14 protein-coding genes are annotated in these 15,752 nt (G+C 72.3%); 6 read left to right on the top strand and 8 right to left on the bottom strand.

Features of this window, described 5'->3' with window-relative positions; translation table 11 throughout:
- Positions 1 to 29 precede the first annotated feature (29 nt).
- The 4 genes from araD to xylA form a co-directional block, all read right to left on the bottom strand.
- On the bottom strand, positions 30 to 1,838 hold the full coding sequence (araD, locus tag ACFY8U_RS07710) for an L-arabinonate dehydratase (RefSeq protein ID WP_389567027.1): 1,809 nt from the start codon (positions 1,836 to 1,838) through the stop codon (positions 30 to 32).
- On the bottom strand, positions 1,835 to 2,743 hold the full coding sequence (locus ACFY8U_RS07705) for a dihydrodipicolinate synthase family protein (RefSeq protein WP_389567025.1): 909 nt from the start codon (positions 2,741 to 2,743) through the stop codon (positions 1,835 to 1,837). Before ACFY8U_RS07705 ends, araD begins: the two co-directional genes overlap by 4 nt.
- A 4-nt stretch (positions 2,744 to 2,747) precedes the next feature.
- Positions 2,748 to 3,389 carry a GntR family transcriptional regulator gene (locus ACFY8U_RS07700; RefSeq protein ID WP_361445792.1) on the bottom strand — a complete coding sequence of 214 codons (642 nt, stop codon included), beginning with the start codon at positions 3,387 to 3,389 and terminating at the stop codon, positions 2,748 to 2,750.
- Positions 3,390 to 3,670: 281 nt separating this feature from the next.
- Positions 3,671 to 4,855, bottom strand: coding sequence for a xylose isomerase (xylA, locus tag ACFY8U_RS07695; RefSeq protein ID WP_389567022.1), 1,185 nt, complete (start codon positions 4,853 to 4,855; stop codon positions 3,671 to 3,673).
- 166 nt (positions 4,856 to 5,021) lie between these two features.
- Here xylA and xylB point away from each other — a divergent pair, with 166 nt between their 5' ends.
- Complete coding sequence (xylB, locus tag ACFY8U_RS07690; protein ID WP_389567020.1) at positions 5,022 to 6,509, top strand: xylulokinase; 1,488 nt, start codon at positions 5,022 to 5,024, stop codon at positions 6,507 to 6,509.
- Positions 6,510 to 6,899: 390 nt separating this feature from the next.
- Here xylB and ACFY8U_RS07685 read toward each other — a convergent pair whose 3' ends face one another.
- Both ACFY8U_RS07685 and ACFY8U_RS07680 read right to left on the bottom strand, forming a co-directional pair.
- The gene (locus ACFY8U_RS07685; protein ID WP_389567018.1) at positions 6,900 to 7,826 is read right to left on the bottom strand and encodes a universal stress protein; all 927 of its coding nucleotides are present in this window, start codon (positions 7,824 to 7,826) and stop codon (positions 6,900 to 6,902) included.
- Between the two features lie 42 nt (positions 7,827 to 7,868).
- Positions 7,869 to 8,768 (bottom strand): Lrp/AsnC family transcriptional regulator, encoded by a 900-nt coding sequence (locus ACFY8U_RS07680; protein ID WP_389567016.1) that lies wholly within the window; start codon positions 8,766 to 8,768, stop codon positions 7,869 to 7,871.
- 216 nt (positions 8,769 to 8,984) lie between these two features.
- Here ACFY8U_RS07680 and ACFY8U_RS07675 point away from each other — a divergent pair, with 216 nt between their 5' ends.
- The 5 genes from ACFY8U_RS07675 to ACFY8U_RS07655 all read left to right on the top strand — a co-directional run bounded on the left by ACFY8U_RS07675 (position 8,985) and on the right by ACFY8U_RS07655 (position 13,594).
- Positions 8,985 to 9,986, top strand: coding sequence for a C-terminal binding protein (locus tag ACFY8U_RS07675; protein ID WP_389567013.1), 1,002 nt, complete (start codon positions 8,985 to 8,987; stop codon positions 9,984 to 9,986).
- Positions 9,983 to 10,762, top strand: coding sequence for a class II aldolase/adducin family protein (locus ACFY8U_RS07670; RefSeq protein WP_389567010.1), 780 nt, complete (start codon positions 9,983 to 9,985; stop codon positions 10,760 to 10,762). The genes ACFY8U_RS07675 and ACFY8U_RS07670 overlap by 4 nt, the downstream gene beginning before the upstream one ends.
- Before the next feature lie 76 nt (positions 10,763 to 10,838).
- Positions 10,839 to 11,750 (top strand): carbohydrate kinase family protein, encoded by a 912-nt coding sequence (locus tag ACFY8U_RS07665; protein WP_389567007.1) that lies wholly within the window; start codon positions 10,839 to 10,841, stop codon positions 11,748 to 11,750.
- 182 nt (positions 11,751 to 11,932) lie between these two features.
- A complete protein-coding gene (locus ACFY8U_RS07660) occupies positions 11,933 to 12,883 on the top strand; it encodes a tellurite resistance/C4-dicarboxylate transporter family protein (protein ID WP_389567004.1) in 951 nt (316 codons plus the stop codon).
- Positions 12,884 to 12,997: 114 nt separating this feature from the next.
- On the top strand, positions 12,998 to 13,594 hold the full coding sequence (locus tag ACFY8U_RS07655; protein WP_389567001.1) for a hypothetical protein: 597 nt from the start codon (positions 12,998 to 13,000) through the stop codon (positions 13,592 to 13,594).
- Positions 13,595 to 13,596: 2 nt separating this feature from the next.
- Here ACFY8U_RS07655 and ACFY8U_RS07650 read toward each other — a convergent pair whose 3' ends face one another.
- Positions 13,597 to 14,190: a hypothetical protein gene (locus tag ACFY8U_RS07650; RefSeq protein ID WP_361445762.1), complete on the bottom strand. Its 594-nt coding sequence runs from the start codon at positions 14,188 to 14,190 to the stop codon at positions 13,597 to 13,599.
- A gap of 87 nt (positions 14,191 to 14,277) precedes the next feature.
- Positions 14,278 to 15,627, bottom strand: coding sequence for a serine hydrolase domain-containing protein (locus ACFY8U_RS07645; protein WP_389566998.1), 1,350 nt, complete (start codon positions 15,625 to 15,627; stop codon positions 14,278 to 14,280).
- Between the last annotated feature and the right edge of the window lie 125 nt (positions 15,628 to 15,752).

Genomic DNA, 15,752 nt, shown 5'->3' with positions numbered 1-15,752 from the left:
AGTGGAACTGGGGTGGACCGGCCCGGGCGTCAGCCCGCGTACGGGTCCGGAGTCGTTCCCGGCCTGGCCAGGAACTCGAAGTCGCAACCGGTGTCGGCCTGGGAGATCTGCTCGGAGTACAGCGCGCCGTAGCCGCGCTCGTAGCGCTGCGGCGGGGGAGTCCACGCGGCCCGCCGGCGCTCCCACTCCTCCTCGTCGACATCCGCGTGGAGCGTGCGTGCCTCGACGTCCAGGGTGATGAGGTCGCCGGTGCGGACGAGGGCGAGCGGCCCGCCGACGTACGACTCCGGTGCCACGTGCAGCACGCAGGCGCCGTAACTCGTACCGCTCATCCGGGCGTCGGAGATCCGGACCATGTCCCGCACCCCCTGCTCCAGCAGATGGCGGGGGATCGGCAGCATGCCGTACTCCGGCATGCCCGGACCGCCCTTGGGCCCGGAGTTGCGCAGGACCAGGACGTGGTCGCGCGTGATCCCGAGCTCCGGATCGTCGATGGTCCGCTGCATCGTGCGGTAGTCGTCGAAGACCACGGCAGGACCGGTGTGCTTGAGCAGCTGCGGATCTGCGGCGATGTGCTTGATCACCGCGCCGTCCGGACACAGATTGCCGCGCAGCACCGCGACACCGCCCTCGTCCGCGAGCGGACGTGCACGCTCCCTGATGACCTCGTCGTTGTGCACGAGGGCGCCGTCGAGCTGCTCCCGCAGGGTCGCGTGGGCGACCGTCGGGCGTTCGAGGTGGAGCAGGTCCGTGAGCCGCGAGAGGAAGCCGGGCATGCCACCAGCGAAGTGGAAGTCCTCCATCAGGTACTGGCCGCCGGGGCGGAGATTGGCGAGCACCGGCACCGTCCGCGCGATCCGGTCGAAGTCGTCCAGGGTCAGCTTCACCCCGGACCGCCCGGCCATCGCGATCAGATGGATGACGGCGTTCGTCGACCCGCCGAGCGCAAGGACGGCGGCGACCGCGTCCTCGTATGCCTCACGGGTGAGGATCCGCGAGAGCCGCAGGTCCTGCCGGACCAGCTCGACGATCCGCATCCCCGAGGCGGCCGCCATCCGGTCGTGACCCGAGTCCACGGCGGGGATGGACGACGCGCCCGGCATCGTCACGCCCAGCGTCTCCGCCGCGGCGGTGAGGGTGGAGGCCGTGCCCATCGTCATGCAGTGGCCGGGGGAGCGGGCGAGCCCGTTCTCGAGTTCGGCCATCTCGTCGTCGCCGATCAGACCGGCCCGCCGGTCGTCCCAGTACTTCCACATGTCCGTACCGGAACCGAGGGTCTCGCCCCGCCAGTGCCCCGGCAGCATCGGACCCGCGGGGACGAACACCGTCGGCAGGTCCACCGTGGCCGCACCCATCAGCAGCGCCGGCGTCGACTTGTCGCACCCACCCATCAGCACGGCCCCGTCGACGGGGTAGGACCGCAGCAGCTCCTCCGTCTCCATCGCCAGCAGATTGCGGTAGAGCATCGGCGTCGGCTTCTGGAACGTCTCCGAGAGCGTGGAGACGGGGAACTCCAGCGGGAAGCCACCGGCCTGCCACACACCGCGCTTCACCGCCTGTGCGCGGTCCCGCAGATGGACATGGCAGGGGTTGATGTCGGACCAGGTGTTGAGGATCGCGACGACCGGCTTGCCCAGGTGCTCCTCGGGCAGGTAGCCGAGCTGCCGGGTGCGGGCCCGGTGACTGAACGAGCGCAGTCCCTCGGTCCCGTACCAGCGATGACTGCGAAGCTCCTCCGGGCGGCGCCGGGCCTGGGGATCCGGGTCCTCGGGGCTCTGGGCGGCATGGTCACGCAGCTCGTCGGGGGCCCCGCCTCGGGACGCGGGGGCGCCACTCATGCCTGCCACCCGGCGGCTATCGCAGCGACCTCGGCCCGGTTCTGCTCGGGCAGTTCACGGCTCGGGGGCCGGATGTCGCGACGGCAGAGTCCGAGCGCGGCCAGCGCCTCCTTGACGACGGTCACATTGTCCGCGCTGCCGTTGGCGGCGCGCAGCTCCTCGAAGCGCCGGATCTGCTCCCACACCTTCATCGCTGCCGGATAGTCGCCGGCCCGCAGGGTGGTGAGCATCTCCAGGGACACCGAGGGCGCGACATTGACGAGGCCCGAGGTGAAGCCGGTGGCGCCGCTCGCGAAGTACGACGGGGCGTACGGCTCGGCCAGCCCGGCCACCCAGATGAAGCGGTCGAGACCGGCGTCGCGGGCGAACCCGGCGAAGCGCGACGCGTCCGGCACCGCGTACTTCACACCGATGACGTTCGGGCAGACCGCGCCGAGCTCCGCGAGCCGCTCGCCGTCGAGCGCCGCGTTACGGATGTACGGCACGATGCCGATCTCCGGAACGGACTCGGCTATCGCCCGGTGGTAGTCGACCCAGCCGCCCTCGGAGACGTACGGGTGGACAGGCTGATGGACCATCAGCATGCCGGCTCCGGCCTCCCGGGCGTGCCGGGCGGCCGCGATCGCGGTCGGGAGGTCGTGGCCGACACCGACCAGGACGGCGGCCTGATCGCCCGCCTCCTCGATCGTCACCTCGGTGACCAGGCGACGCTCCTCGGGTGTGAGGGCGTAGAACTCACCGGTGTTGCCGTTCGGTGTCACGGTACGGATGCCGGCGTCGATCATCCGGCGCAGGAGCGCGCGGTGGGCGGCGGTGTCCACCGAGCCGTCCTCGGCGAACGGGGTCACCGGGATCGCCACCACGTCGGCGAGCGCGGCCTTCTCGGACTCGAAATTCCTGGTCACTCGGTCACTCACCGTCTTCGGGGAAGGCGCGCTCGACGAACGAGGCGATGTGGTCGTGCACGGCGAGACCGGCTCCGGCGGAGTCGCCGGCCACCGCGAGCCGCAGGATCTCCTCGTGCTCGGCCGCCTCGCGCTCCCATGAGGGGGTCGCGGCCCACGCCACGGTGGACACCAGGGCGGCCTGGTCGCGGACCTCGTCCAGCATCCGCCCGAGCAGCGGGTTGCCGCAGGGCAGGTAGAGGGCGCGGTGGAAGTCCCGGTTGGCAAGCGAGCGTTCGGCCGGATCCTCGGCGGTCTCGGCCCGCCGGAGCGCGTCCCGCGCCTCGTCGAGGGGCGAACCGGCGTCGACGGTGCGGCGTACCGCCTCCGGCTCCAGCAGGAGCCGTACGTCGTAGACCGCGCGGGCCATGTCGGCGTCCACCATCCGTACCGTCGCGCCCTTGTACTGGCTCATCACCACGAGTCCGCTGCCGGCCAGGGTCTTGAGGGCCTCGCGCACCGGGGTCTTCGACACCCCGAAACGGGCGGCGAGTTCGGTCTCCACCAGCGCCTGGCCGGGACTCAGGCCGCCGGTCAGGATGTCGTGTTTGATCGCCTCCAGGACGTACTGGGTGCGGGAGGGGATGGGACTGGGGGCGAAGGTCATGAGGCACTCTCAGATCTTGTGTATCGCGTCTCATATATGACGTACGAAGTGCAACGCCGATGAAGCTAAGGGGGCGTTGATGTTTCGTCAATGCTTCGCGCAGGATTCTTGGAAAGCGCTTGCTGCCTTGTCCTGCCGGGGCCAGCGGGCAAGGGGGCCGGGGGCTGTAGCTCGTCGGAGTACGGCAACGGGCGCCCGGTCCGTGGCCCGGGCGCCCGTCGTGGTGGTGGAGTGGGGGTGGGGTGGGTGCTGGAGTGAGGGTGAAGTGGGGTGTGACGCGGTCAGCGGACCGCCAGCAGATGCTCGAGTGCCAGCTGGTCCAGGCGCTCGAAGGCCATGGACCGCTCGGCGGCCGCCGTCGCGTCGAAGTCCTCGAACGCGCCGGTGTCCGCGAGCAGACCGGCGAGACCGTCGGAGGCCGTGGGGACGGCGAGTTCGGGCAGCCGCGAGGCGGCCAAGGCCTCCTGGACCTCGGGGTCCGCGCGGAAGGCGGCCGCACGGTCCTTCAGGATCAGATAGTTGCGCATACAGTTCTTCGCGGACTCCCACACCCCGTCGAAGCCGTCCGTGCGGACCGGCTTGAAGTCGAAGTGCCGGGGCCCCTCGTACCCCGCCGTCTCCAGCAGGTCCACCAGCCAGAACGCCTGGCGCAGATCCCCCGCTCCGAAGCGGAAGTCCTGGTCGTACTTGATGCCCGACTGGCCGTTGAGGTCGATGTGGAAGAGCTTGCCGGCCCACAGCGCCTGGGCGATGCCGTGCGGGAAGTTGAGCCCGGCCATCTGCTCGTGGCCCGTCTCCGGGTTCACGCCCACCAGTTCGGGCCGTTCGAGGCGCTCGATGAAGGCGAGCGCGTGGCCGATCGTGGGCAGCAGGATGTCGCCGCGCGGCTCGTTCGGCTTCGGCTCGATCGCGAAGCGCAGCTCGTAGCCCTGCTCGGTGACGTACTGGCCGAGCAGGTCGAAGGCCTCCTTCATCCGGTCGAGCGCCACCCGGACGTCCTTCGCCGCGCCCGACTCGGCGCCCTCGCGGCCGCCCCAGGCGACATACGTCGTGGCGCCCAGCTCGACCGCGAGATCGATGTTGCGGATGGTCTTGCGCAGGGCGTAACGGCGCACGTCACGGTCGTTTGCGGTGAAGCCGCCGTCCTTGAAGACGGGGTGGGTGAAGAGGTTGGTCGTGGCCATCGGCACCTTGAGGCCGGTGCGTTCGAGCGCCGCCCGGAAGCGCTTGACCGCGGCCTCACGCTCCGCGTCCGAGGCGCCGAAGGGGATGAGGTCGTCGTCGTGGAACGTCACGCCGTACGCCCCCAGTGCGGCGAGCCGCTCGACCGACTCGACCGGGTCGAGCGCGGGGCGGGTGGCCTCGCCGAAGGGGTCGCGGCCCTGCCATCCGACGGTCCACAGGCCGAAGGTGAACCGGTCCCCGGGCGTGGGGGAGAAGCGTGCGGGGGAGAAGCGTTCCGTCATGGTCTGTCCCTCTTCTGGCCGTTCTCGGGAGGAAAGAAGGGCGCGGCGAGGCCTGGCCCCTCTATTTGTTTTCTGAGATAACTAATACGGCACGGCGTGAGTCCGCGCCAGAGTGGACACGACTCCGCGCCAGAGTGAGCACGCGGTCCGAGGAAAGGTGAGGCCCATGGCGGCGACGCGTTCCGCATCCCCGGTCGTGATCGGTGTGGACAGCTCCACCCAGTCGACCAAGGCGCTCGTCGTGGACGCGGACACCGGCGCCGTACGCGGAACCGGCCGGGCCGCGCACACGGTCACGGGGGAGGACGGAGCCCGCGAGAGCGACCCCGAGCAGTGGTGGTCGGCACTGCGCGAGGCGGTCGCCGCGGCCCTCGCCGACGCCGGCACGCCCTCCTCCGCCGTGACCGGCATCGCCGTCGCGGGCCAGCAGCACGGCCTCGTCGTCCTCGACCCCGCGGGCCGTCCGCTGCACCCCGCCCTGCTCTGGAACGACACCCGATCCGCCCCGCAGGCCGTCGAACTCACCGCCGCGCTCGGCGGTCCGGACACCTGGCTCGCACGCACCGGGTCGGTGCCGGTCGCCTCGATGACCGCCGCCAAGTGGCAGTGGCTGCGCGCCCGCGAGCCCTCCGTCGCCGCCTCCACGGCCGCTGTCCGGCTGCCCCACGACTTCCTGACGGAGCGCCTCTCCGGAGTCGCCGCGTCCGACCCCGGAGACGCCTCCGGCACCTGCTGGTACGACACCGCGAGCCGCGCCTACGACCCCGAGATCCTCCGACTCCTCGGCCTCGACGAGTCCCTGCTGCCAGTCGTCGCCCCGAGCGGCGCCACGCGCGTCGGCACGCTCACCCCGGCCGCAGCCCGCGCGCTGGGGCTCCCGGCCGGCGTCGCCGTCGCCGCCGGTACGGGGGACAACATGGCCGCGGCCGTCGGCCTGGGGCTCGGCGGCGCGGGGCTCCTGGACCACCCCGTCGTGAGCCTCGGCACCTCGGGCACCGTCTTCGCCGCCACCCGGACCCGCCCGGCCGCCCCCGGCCTGGCCGGCTTCGCCGCGGCGGACGGCACGTACCTCCCGCTCGGCTGCACCCTCAACTGCAGCCTCGCGGTCGACCGGTTCGCCGGGCTGCTCGGTCTCGACCGCGAGGAGACCGCACGCGGCGACGGTGTCGTCGTCCTGCCGTACCTGGACGGCGAACGCACCCCGGACCTGCCGCACGCCACCGGCCTCGTCACCGGACTGCGCCACACCACCACACCCCGCGCGATCCTCGGCGCGGCCTACGAGGGCGCCGCGTTCACCGTGCTGCGCGCACTCGACGACCTCCTCGGCGCCTGCGGCCTCGACCCCGCGGACGCGGCGGTACGGGACCGCCCGCTGCGCCTGATCGGCGGTGGAGCCCAGGGTCACGCCTGGAGGGACACCATCCGCCGTCTCTCCGGCCGCCCCGTGGTCGTCCCCGCCGCGACCGAACTCGTCGCGCTCGGCGCGGCCGCGCTCGCGGCCTCCGCCGCGACCGGCGAGGACCCGGTCGCGCTCGCCACCGCGTGGGGTACGGGAGGGGGCGAGACCCTGGAGCCGCTCGCCCGCGACGAGGAGACCTGGGACCGGATCGCCACGGTCCTGGACCGCGCGGCCCCGAGCCTCCTCACCTGAACTGTCATCGGCTGCCTCATCCCCTGACCCGTCACGGGCCGCCTGCCTCGTCCCCTGCCCTGTCACGGGCTGCCTCCTGCCCTGAGCCGTCGCGGCATGCCTCCTCCCCTGAGCCGTCGCGGGCTCCCTCCTCCCCTGACCCGTCACGGGCTCCCTCCTCCCCTGACCCGTCACGGGCTCCCTCCTCCCCTGCCCCGTCGCGGCCAGCCCCGGTCCACGGGCGGACGGGTGGCCCGTTTCGGCTGCGCGGGAGCCGGTCGTTCCGGCGGCGCTCGGTCGGTCTCCGCGCCCGCTAGGGCGCGGTCGAGGGTGCCGGGCCGGAGTCAGGTGCTCGGCGCGCAGGCGTCCAGAAGTTGCTCGACGGCTCCGATGACAGGTCGTCGGCACCTCTCAGGTCGACGCGGGCCGATCGGGCGGGACGATCGCGACCGGGCAGTGGGCGTGGTGGACCACCGCGTGGGTGACCGATCCCATCAGGAGCGTCGCGACCCGGTGTCTGCGGTGCCGCCCCACGACGACCAGCGCAGCGCGCCGTGAGTCGTCGACGAGCCGCCCCGCGGCGTCCGCCGGTACGACCACGGGGACGACCTCGACGTCCCGGTACCGCTCGGTGAACGGCCGCAGCCGGTCCTCCTGGAGGCTCGCGGTCTCCTTGACCAGCTCGGGCGTCTCGTCCACGGGCATCGGCGGCGGCATCTGCAGGGCGGGCGCCGGCGGGCCGACCAGCATGATCGGCGAAGGCGGCAACCGGTAGGCGGTCACCACTTCGAGGGCCACGCCCCGCTGTTGGGCCGCGTGGAACGCGAAGTCCACGACCTCGTCGCCGGTCTCCTCCGGGTGGAGGCCGACGAGGACCCGGCCCGCCTCGGCATCGCCTTCCAGCGGCGCGGTCCGCGCCTCGTGCGGCACCACGACGACCGGGCACGGGGCGGAGGCGGCCAGGGCCCGGCCGGAGGAACCGAGCAGCAGGCTCGCGAAGCCGCCTCGTCCTCGGGATCCGGTCACCAGGAAGCGCGCCGTCCTGGCCGCGTCGAGCAGGGCGTCCGACACCGTGCCGTCGAGCGAGTCGTACCGCACCGGTACCCGCGGGCCCTGCTCCTCCACCCAGGCGCGGACACCGTCGAGAACGGTGTCGGGGATGTCAGGGGTCTCGCCGAGCGAGGCGATCCGGGCGGTCCCCAGCTGGAGCGCCTCGGAGCGCACATGGGCGACCACCAAAGGCGCGTCGAGCCGCTGCGCCGCGCTCAGGGCCCATTCGAGGGCCAGGTGGCTGTGCTCGGACCCGTCCACGCCGACGACAACCGGCTTTTCGTTCATACGGGCATGATTCCCTGTGGCCCGCCGCCCCGCTCGGTGGACCTACGCCGCCGGTGCGCCGAGGTCGTACCGCTCCTTGACCAGCTCCAGATGGATCCAGCTCTCGACATCCCGTACGCCCGACAGCGCCCGCATGGCGTCCAGCGCCGCCCGTGCGGAGCCCAGGGAGCCCGCCGTGACCGTGCCGACCAGCTCCGCGCGTCCGAGGCAGGCCGACAGGAAGGTGACCTCCTCCCACGTGGCGAGCTCCCGCGCCACGGGGTCACGCGCGCCCTCGACGCGCACGGCGAAGCCGCACGCGTACCCCATTCCGAGCACCTCGGGGCGGACCAGCGCCAGCACCTTCACCACCCCGCCGTCGAGGAGGCGCAATGTGCGGGCGCGAGTGGCGCCGGGGGAGAGGCCGACGCGTTCGGCGACGTCGGCGAAGGGGAGCCGGCCGTCCTGTTCGAGGGCGTCGAGGATGCGAAGGTCGGTGTCGTCCAGGTCCGACGCGGTCGGCTCCTCCGCCAGCAGGTACGGGTCCTTGAGGTGGCGGGTGCCGATCAGCGGGTCGACCACCGCGACACCGGGCACGGAACGCACGCGCTCGATGGTCCGTTCCAGCGCCCCGAAGCCCTCGGTGCGGAGCTCGGTCATGATGGCCCGCCGTCCGGCCGTCAGGCTGACGAACGGGGCCTCGGGCAGCTCGGCGATCGCCCGCGCCACCGGCTCCGCCGCGCCCTCGACGTCGACCGAGAGATGCGCGGACGCGGTCAGTCCGCGAACGGAGGGATGGACGACGGCCACGACACGAACCGCTCCCGACTCCAGAAGGCGCTGCACCCGCGCGCGGGTCGCGGGCCGGGACAGACCGACGTGCTGGGCCAGCGTCTCGTAGGCGAGACGCCCGTCCTTCTGCAGCGCGCGTACGACGGCCATGTCGATGGCGTCCAGGTCCACCCGGGGATCTCCTCGGCTCGGCGGCCACGAGGCGGTCGGCCCCGGGTCCGCTGACATTCTCGGGTACCGGCAGGAGAACCGGGCCCGTTCGTGACACGGCTCACGCACAGCCGCAGCGTGCGTCAGTGGACAGCTGTGCGGATGAAACGTAAGTTCATCATGTCATCAACCGACGAATCGGCCGTCACATCAACCGAACGACCGGAAGGGGGCCGGGTGAACCAGCCCGTCGCCGTTTTCACCGACACCGACGACCTGGATCCGGAGCCGGGAGTCCGACTCCTCACCGAGGCGGGGTTCGAGGTCCGTGTCGCCGGTACGCGGCACCCCGACGTCCTCGCGGAGGCGGCCAGGGACGCGGTCGCCCTGATCGTCGGCTACGCGCGGATCGACGCCGCGCTTCTCGACCGGCTCCCCGGGCTGCGGATCCTCGCCACCATGTCCGCGGGGTACGACATGGTCGACACGGCCGAGGCCTGGAAGCGCGGGGTGTGGGTGGCGAACCTGCCCGATGCCGCGACCGAGGACGTCGCCGTCCACGCGCTCGCCTCCGCGCTCGCGCTCGTCCGGCGGCTCCCGCAGGCCGACGCCCTCGTCCGCTCCGGCGGCTGGAACGCGGAGTTCACGGCCCAGGGCCGACTCCCGCGCCGGGCGAGCGAGTTGACTCTCGGACTCGTCGGCCTCGGCCGGATCGCCCGCTCCTTCGCGGCGCTCGCGGCCCCGGTCTTCGGACGCGTCGCCGCCTACGACCCGCACGCCGACCCGGCCCACTGGCCGGCCGGCATCGCACGCCACGACGAACTCGGTGACCTGGCCGCGGCGACCGACGTCCTCTCCCTGCACGTCCCGCTCACCCCGGCCACCCGCGGCCTCGTCGACGGAGCGCTGCTCGGACGCATGCGCCCTGGCGGCTTCCTCGTCAACGTCGCGCGCGGCGAACTCGTCGACCCGGCCGCCCTGTCGAACGCCCTGGACCGGGACCACCTGGCAGGCGCGGCGCTCGACGTCTTCCCCGTCGAACCGCCCCCGGCGGACGACCCGCTGCGCCGCCACCCCCGCATCCAACTCTCCCCGCACAGCGCCTTCCTGTCGGACACCTCGCGCCGCGCGTACGTGTGCGGACCCGCCGAGAACGTCATCGCCTGGCACCGCACCGGCCGCCCGCTGACACCCGTCGTCGACCCCACCGCCTCCGCCCTCGAAGGAGTCCTCGCATGACCACCGCAACACCGCTCCCCGCACTGACGAGGACCGCCGAGGAGCTCCGACTGCGCCGTGAACTCGCGGCCGTCTACCGGCTCGTGGCCCACTTCAGGATGACCGACCTGATCTTCACCCACATCTCCCTGCGGCTGCCCGGGCCCGACCACCACTTCCTCATCAACCCCTACGGGCTGCTCTTCGAGGAGATCACCGCGTCCAACCTGGTGAAGATCGACCTCGACGGCACCCCCGTCGAGCCGACCCCCCACCCGGTCAACCCGGCGGGATTCGTCATCCACAGCGCGATCCACGCGGCCCGGGCCGACGCGCACTGCGTCCTGCACACCCACACCAAGGCGGGCTGCGCCGTCGCCGCGCAGGAGGACGGACTCCTTCCGCTCAACCAGATGTCGATGGAGTTCTACGACCGCGTCGGCTACCACGACTACGAGGGCGTCGCCCTCAACCTCGACGAACAGCGCCGCCTGGTCGCCGACATCGGAACCCACCCCGCCCTCATCCTGCGCAACCACGGCCTGCTGACGGTCGGCGAGAGCGCCGCGCAGGCCTTCCTGCGCATGTACTACCTGGAGCGCGCCTGCGAGATCCAGATCGCCGCCCAGTCGAGCGGCGTTCCCCTGGTCGTCCCACCCGCCGAGGTCTGCGAGTACACCGCCCGGCAGCTCACGGGCGAGGCGACGTCGGACTTCGAGGACGACGACGCGTACGGCCTGGCGTGGTCGGCGATGCTCCGCCTCCTGGACCGGACCTGCCCGGACTACAAGGACTGACCGGCCGGCCACTCGGCGGCTCCGCCGTCCCACCCACCGCCATACTGTTCGCGGCGGGACCTGAGAGGCGGCAGAGTTGAGTCAGCAACACGACCGGTACGACGTCGTGGTGGTCGGTGGCAGCGGAGTGGACACCGTCATCCGGGTCGACGCCCTGCCGGTCCCCCTCGCCGACTCGGTCCATGTCGGACCGATCGAGGAGTGGCCCGGGCACACCGGCGGGAACGTGGCCCTCGGCACCCGGGCCCTCGGCCTGCGGGTCGCGCTCCTCGACTGCGTGGGCGACGACTGGATCGGCACACTCGTACGGCGGCGCATGGCCGAGGGGGACGTGGAGTTCGACCCGGTGATCTCGTCCGCCGGGACCCGCCGCGCGGTCAACCTGGTGGACGCGACCGGACGCCGGATGTCCTTCTACGACGGCCGCGACCCGGCGGACCTGCGCATGCCGAGCGAGCACTACCTGCCCCGGCTGCGCCGCGCGCGCCACGTCCATGTCTCCATCATGAACTTCGCGCGCTTCCTGTACGACGACATCGAGGCGCTCGGCGTCCCCGTCTCCACCGATCTGCACGACTGGGACGGGCGGAACGACCACCACCGGGAGTTCGCCCTCCGCTCCGACCTCGTCTTCCTCAGCGCGGCAGGCGCGGGCGACGGCACGCCGGCGCTGATGCGGGAGATCCTGCGCGAGGGCCGCGCCCGGACCGTGGTCGCCACGGCGGGTGCGGACGGCTCCTACGTTCTCACCCGTGACGGCGACCCGACGCCGCGGCACATCCCGGCGGTCGCCCCCGAGGCTCCTGTGGTGGACAGCAACGGCGCCGGCGACGCGTACGTCAGCGGCTTCCTCTACGGCAGGCTCGCCGGCCGGGACGTCCTGGACTGCGCCCGCCTGGGCGCGGTGGCCGGAGCCCATGCCTGTACGGCTCCGGGCTCCACCGCGCTCATCACCCCCGAGGCACTCCTGGCGACCGCCCAGGCCTGACCTCCGCCCGATGGACGGGCTCCGCCCGGTGGACGGGTCCGGCACCCGGCCCGTCCACCGGCACCACCTCGCGGGCGCTGCCTCGCCGGAACCGCCTCGCCGTTGCCGCCCACCGGGTGTCGTTCGGCTCCTCCGCGCGCGCCGAGTGGCGGACAGGGTGGAGAGCCGATGCGATGGGGATCATGAACGAGCGCACTGCCCGCTGGTGGGCCGAGCTGCCGCCCGCCGCGGGCGCGGCGGTGATGGCCACCGGCATCATCTCGGTCGGCTTCCATCTGACCGGCCGCGAGACGGTGTCCCGAACGCTGCTCGGCCTCGCGGGCGCACTGTGGCTGCTGCTCGCCTTCGACTTCGCCACCCGGCTGCTGCACAGCCGTCCCCGCTGGGCCGCCGAGGCCGACACCCCGCCAGCCCTGACCGCCGTCGCCGCCACCACCGTGCTCGGCGCCCGCGTGGCCCTTCTCGGCTGGACCCACCTGGCCGCGGTGCTCCTCGCCGGGTCGGCAATCCTGTGGGCGGTGCTGCTCGCGGCGGTCCTGACACATCTGCGGGGCAGCATGCCGGGCGGTGTCTTCCTGATCTGCGTCGCCACCGAGGCGCTCGCGGTCCTGGGCGCCATCCTCACGCCCTCGGCGGGCGACTGGCTCGCCCGGACGTCACTGGTCTTCTTCGTCCTCGGGCTGCTGCTCTACCTCGTGGCCCTGGTCCGCTTCGACTTCGGGCAGATCGGCGCGGGCGCCGGCGACCAGTGGGTGGCGGGAGGGGCCATGGCCATCTCCGCTCTCGCGGGCTCCAAACTGCTCGCCACGGGTGTGTGGACGGGCGTGACCCACACCTCCCTGAGGGGCCTCACCCTGTTCCTGCTGTTCGTCGACCTGGTCTGGTACGCCGTCCTGCTCCTCGCCGAATTGCTGCGGCCGCGCCTGGGCTACGACGTACGGCGCTGGGCCACCGTCTTCCCGATGGGCATGACGGCTGCCGCCTGTCTCTCCACGTCGACGGCCGCGGCCGTCGACTGGCTCGACACCCTCGGCCAGGTCCTGCTGTGGACCGCGGCGGCCGCCTGGCTCGTCACTCTCGGGGCGACGGTCCACACGCTTCCCCGACGGACGGTCGCGCCGCGGGGCGCCTAGGCCACGCAGGCAGCCGATCCCTTCGTCTCCTCGGAGAACGACTTTCGATGACTGCGGCCGGTGCGCGCAGAACGCGATCATCGTCGGGACATCACCGACGAGGGGGAGCGCACCATGGGTCTCGAGCAGTCGCAGCACCGCTTTCACATCCGCCAGAAGCTCACGCCGATGGCCAATCGCTACGTGGTGCACGCGGCAGGACCGGACGGCGCCGAAGGCGACATCGTCGCGTTCGCCCACCAGAAGCGCATGGCTCTGAAGGAAAGAATCACGTTCTACACGGACGAGTCCCAGCGGCAGGTCCTCTTCACCTTCCAGGCCCGGCAGATCGTGGACCTCGGCGCGACGTACGACATCCACGCGGCCTCGGGCACCCTCGTCGGCAGGCTCCGCAAGGACTTCGCCGCCTCCCTGCTGCGCAGCACCTGGCACATGAGCCAGGAGGGTGCGGCGGCCGAGACCACGGGCGTGGAGCGCAACAGGGCCGTGGCCCTGCTGCGCCGCGCCTGGAACATCGTCCCGTTCGTCGACCTGGTGCCGTTCGCCTGGCCGTACCACTTCGACTTCGCGGCCTCGGAGCGCCCCGTCATGTCGGTGGAGAAGCGGCTGGGCCTACGGGACCGTTACGTCCTCTCCATCCACGACGAGCACCTCGACCGCCGCCTTGCGATAGCCCAGGCCGTCGCCCTGGACGCCCTGCAGTCCCGGTGACGTCAGCCCGTGAACGGCGGCAGCGCCGCGAACTCGGGTGCCACGCTGACGTGCTCGGCCAGCGCGCCGAGGACGTTCCTGACCCGGGTCAGCGGGTGGTCGGGGAACTCGGCGTCGTACCGGGCGTGGTCCGCGGCGTGGAACGGCAGCCCGCCCTGGACCTCCGGCGCGTAGGGATGGGCCCGGTAGAAGGCGTCGGGACCGACCTGCGCCATCACCATCGCCTCGCGCATCCCGGTCGTCCCGCGCTCGGGCGCCTGGATCTTCACCACCGTGCTGCACTCCGCCCGTGGGACAGTGAAACTGCCGATGAAGACCTGCCCATGAGCCTGCCCGGGCATCGGCAGCTTGAGTATCTGCCGAAGCGCGGGCAGCTCGCCCAGTGACTTCACCGAGGCCTCGATCAGCCCGCCGCCGGCGTCCGCGGTCACGCGGGTGAGCGCGGCGCGCAGCGACGGGCCATCGTCCAACGACGCGGGAAGGTCCGGGCGCAGGGCGAAGAAATGCAGTGACAGCACATCACCCGCGTCACTGACCCAGACATCGGGCTCGACGAGTCGGAAGCCCGGCAGTTCGATGCCGACAAGAGCTCTCATGACCGGTGATCATGGCGCATGGCCCCGGCTTCGGCGCAACCGGGTCGGCCACCGCGCGGACGCTCGGTCGGGGACGCCCGGTTGCCACTACCGCAGGGTCGCCTGGTGGAGCGTGTCCGGGCCGATGGGCAGGCCGGGCAGCGACGGGGACGGCTGCGCCGCCGCCGTACCGCGCGGAGGCGAGGACGTGCCGGCCAGGGCGCCGTCGACATGGGCGTACAGCGCCTGCGTGATCGGATCGGGCAGCGGTCGGCCCTGCTCGTCGAAGCGCTGGTACTTCATCAGGTTGTAGCCGATGGCGACCTGACGACGACCGTCCTCGGTGGACAGCGCCCACGTGCCGGCGCCGAAGACGGCACCGTCATGGCCCCAGTACCAGCCGCCGCTGGGCATCTTCAGGGTGTAGATGCCGAGGCCGTACCGCATCAGCGGCTCCTCGCCGGGCTGGGTCTCGTAGGCGGGGACGGTCGTCTTCATCGCGCGCAGCTCCGCCGCGCCGAGTAGCCGGCCGCTGAGCAGCGTGCGGTAGAAGTCGTTGAGGTCGCTCGTCGTCGAGACGAGGGCGCCGGCCGTGCCCGCCCACGACATGTCGGTGACGCTGTAGTCGCGCGGCGGGTCGATCAGGCCGAAGAACGACTCGTACATCCGGGAGTGCGGTCCCCTGAGGGACGGCGAGCTCGGGAAGTACGTGTGGCGCAGCCCGGCCTTCCGGATGACGTTCCGGGTGATGTAGGCCTCGGCCTTCTCGCCGGTCACGCGCTCCAGGAGCAGCCCGGCGAGGATGTAGTTGGTGTTGGAGTACGAGTGCGTCCCGCGCTCCGCGACGGGCGGCGCCGCGAGACCCAGGCGGGCGAGCTCCTCGGGGGCTATGTGGCGCAGGCGGTTCTCGTCGAGGGCCTTGCCGGGGTTCTCGAGAATGCCGGGGAAGGCGGGCAGGACGTAGTCGGCGATGCCGCTGGTGTGGTTGAGCAGCATCCGCACGGTCACCTGCCGGCCGCGCTCGCCGGGGACGAGGTCGGGAAGGTACCGGCCGACGGGAGCGTCGAGGTCGATGCGCCCGGCGCCGGCCTGCTGCAGGACGGCGACGGCCGTGAAGGTCTTGGTGATGCTGCCGACCCGGTGCTCGAAGTTCGGCCCGGTGGGCCGGCGGCTGTCGACGTCGGCGAAGCCGGTGGCTCCCCGCCACTGCGCGGAGCCGTCACGGACCGCCGAATAGGCGCCGTACATCCCGGCCTTGTGGAACGCGTCGAGGGATCCGCGCAGCGCCGCGCGGTCGAGATGGCCGCGACCGGCCGGCGTCACCGCTGCGGAGGCCGCGGCGGCGGCGGAGCCGGGCTCCGCGGCGACGGCGGTCCCGGCCGGTAACGCCGAGATGGAGAGTGTGATCACAGTGGCCGCGGCGACGGCCGTGAGGCGGGCCCTGCGGGACGAAGACATGGGTGCATCCTCTTTCCTCGGTGAGTGCGGTGGTTTCATCCTGGTCGCCGTGGTCCGGACCGCTCTCCACCCCCGGGAGGATCTTGTTCACAGGAACGTGTGACATTTGTCAGGAGTCCCGCCCA

It is taken from the genome of Streptomyces sp. NPDC012508 (assembly GCF_042902595.1).
Lineage (GTDB): Bacteria > Actinomycetota > Actinomycetes > Streptomycetales > Streptomycetaceae > Streptomyces.
Note: the sequence above shows the minus strand (reverse complement) of the source record. Positions and strands in the feature narration are given on the sequence as shown.